The organism is Bartonella sp. LJL80, from assembly GCF_054871565.1.
The window spans coordinates 1-2,567 of the sequence record NZ_JBTXLM010000025.1; the positions used below are offsets into that span (position 1 = coordinate 1).

Genomic DNA, 2,567 nt, shown 5'->3' on the forward strand with positions numbered 1-2,567 from the left:
TTGACAGCTCGTTGAGTTCACGCATTCAGCTTGGTGGCCGTTATGCTTATGCCTATAGCGAACAGTTCAAGCCTTACATTGGTGCTGCCTATGAATACGAGTTTGATGGCGAGGTGAAGGCGAAGGCCTATGAATTCAATCTTGCTCGTCCATCATTGGAGGGCAGCACGGGTATTTTCGAGGCTGGGTTCAGCCTTCAGCCGATTGCCAGCAACAAGGCTTTGAGCCTTGATGTCAATGGTCAGGCCTATGCCGGACAACGCCAAGGTGGTGGGGGCGGCATCAAGCTCAAATACCAGTTTTGATTGCTTGAAATTCTGCTGACTTTGTTTATCTTGCGGACGATCTGATTTGTAGCTTGTCCGCAAGTTTGTTCAGACTTCGCCATTGGGGCCAATCTCTCGACTATCACGTTAGCCGACCGCTTATTGGTTGTGCAGAAGGAATACTACTGATGAAATTATCCGGTCACCCGCGCTTGAACCGTTCTGTATCCTGCTTTGCAATTGCAGGTTCAATCGGAGTCCTACTGGTATCAAGCCTATCAGTTTCTTCTGCCCGAGCGGAGGATGTCACTTATACAGGTGCGGCTGCTGATGTTTCCAAACTGCTGAAAGACCCGACAGGAGACACAACAGCCGCTACAACCTATAAGAGTTTGTACGTCAACGGTGTCTACACGGGCAACACCATTACCGTTGATGGTGGGACAGGTGGTAATGGACAAGCACAATGGAACACCGGCACCTCGCCATCCACGCCCGTTGCACCATACGTCATCTATGGTGGGGTAGATGTTGCTGTTGGTGTAGATGCCACTGATGGTGCGGATATCATTGGAAACTATCTAACTGTAAAGAACGTTTCTTATGACTGGTCAGGCGATGCCAATAAAGCTTCGACTGGATCCGCGAACGGTGCTGGAGGTATTGGCGGTTTTGGGGGCGGGAGTATTGTTGGTGGTCTAAGTGTTGGTGGCGCCGCAGACTTTCTATCCGGTGACGGCGGCCATGCGGGCGATGTTAAAGATAATACTGTCGTCGTAACAAATGTAGAGATCTGGGGTGCGGCCGGTGGTGATGGCCATAGCACGACAGAAAATCTCGGTGAACTAACAGGTGGTGGTGTCGGTGGGATGGGTGGCGCATCTGTTTTCGGTGGTGTGAGTCTTGGTGGTGTAACAACTTTCAATTATTCAGGCGGATATGCGGGTAGTGTTACAAATAACTTTGTCTATTTAACAGGCGTCAAATTAATTGGGGGGAATGCGGGTAGTGGAGGGTTCGGTGCATCTTATTCTGCTGGTGGCATAGGTGGCATGGGCGGTGGGTCGGTTTATGGTGCCCTTAGTATAGGCGGGGCAGCACAAGATGTGAAAAGTGGTGTCGTTCAGGGAAATACTGTCAAATTAGATAATGTCACGCTTGTAGGGGGCAAAGGTGGCTCTGGTGGGGATCCTTTACTGGACAGTTATCAGCAAACAAATGGCGGCAGTGGTGGAATGGGTGGTGGTAGTGTTTTTGGGGGGCTTGCGTTAAGTGGGGGCGCAGCTTCAAGTGATGTGATAAATAACTCTGTTGTTGTTAATGATGTTATTCTCACCGGTGCTGCTGGTGGTAAAGGTGGCCGTGCCGGACAAAATTCTAATCCGGGTGTTGATGGTCAAAATGGCGGATCAATTTTCGGTGGCGCAAGTGTAGGCGGCGGCGCTGGCGATGGAGGTAACGTTAACGGTAATGAAGTCAGCATCTCAGGTAAGTCATTGATCTGGGGCGATGTCTATGGCGGTTACAGCCATGGGGGTTCCAAAGGCAATGGTACTGCAGCTGGTTACGGAACGGGCGGTTTGGCTATTAACAACACGGTGACGCTTGCAGGCAGTGACATCAAGATTGGCGAGCGTGATGCTGATGGCAATGTGACAACCTATGGCTCGATCTGGGGTGGCCGGAGCGTCAATGGCGATGGATCGGAAAATACTGCCTTCGATACAGTTATTAAGGGTAACACACTTAATCTGGTAGGCTATCGCGGTACGGTTTTTGGTATCTATAACTTCGAGAACTATAACTGGACATTGCCAAGCGATGTTAAGAATGGCGATACGCTTGTGACAATCGCCAATGGTGGTAATGCCGTTGACTTGACCAATACCAAGCACACGGTTGCCATGGTCAATGATGGCAACCGTCTGAACGGTGGTGATACGGTTACCATGATTGACAAGACACAAGGCAGCCTTGCCTCACAGAACTATACCATTAGGCAAGGTAGCTTCATCGTCTATGATGCGACATTGGCACAGCAGAACACAGGCAATAACGCATTGGTATTGACTATTAATGATAAGACCGATGACACACCGAGCGGTGGTGGTGATGGAGGCGGCGGTAGCAATGGTGGTGACACGGGTGGTGGTAATGGAGGCGGTGGTTCTGCCGCCAAGGTTAATCCACAATCGAAGTCCTATTCGGAAGGCCGTGCGGCAGCGCTTGGCTTTGTCAATCAGGGCAGCGACCTGATAGCAACTGCCGGTATAGACCATATCCGCATCATGGTGCGTTCGA

Annotated in this window: 1 protein-coding gene and 1 pseudogene; both read left to right on the forward strand. The window is 50.6% G+C overall.

Translation table 11 applies throughout. The features are described 5' to 3' along the window. Positions 1 to 305, forward strand: a 305-nt coding sequence (locus tag ACYSNS_RS14485) for an autotransporter domain-containing protein (protein WP_461723889.1), incomplete at its 5' end; no start/stop codon positions are given. Positions 306 to 454: 149 nt separating this feature from the next. Next, positions 455 to 2,567 (forward strand): annotated as a pseudogene (locus ACYSNS_RS14490) (hypothetical protein); the annotation flags it as partial.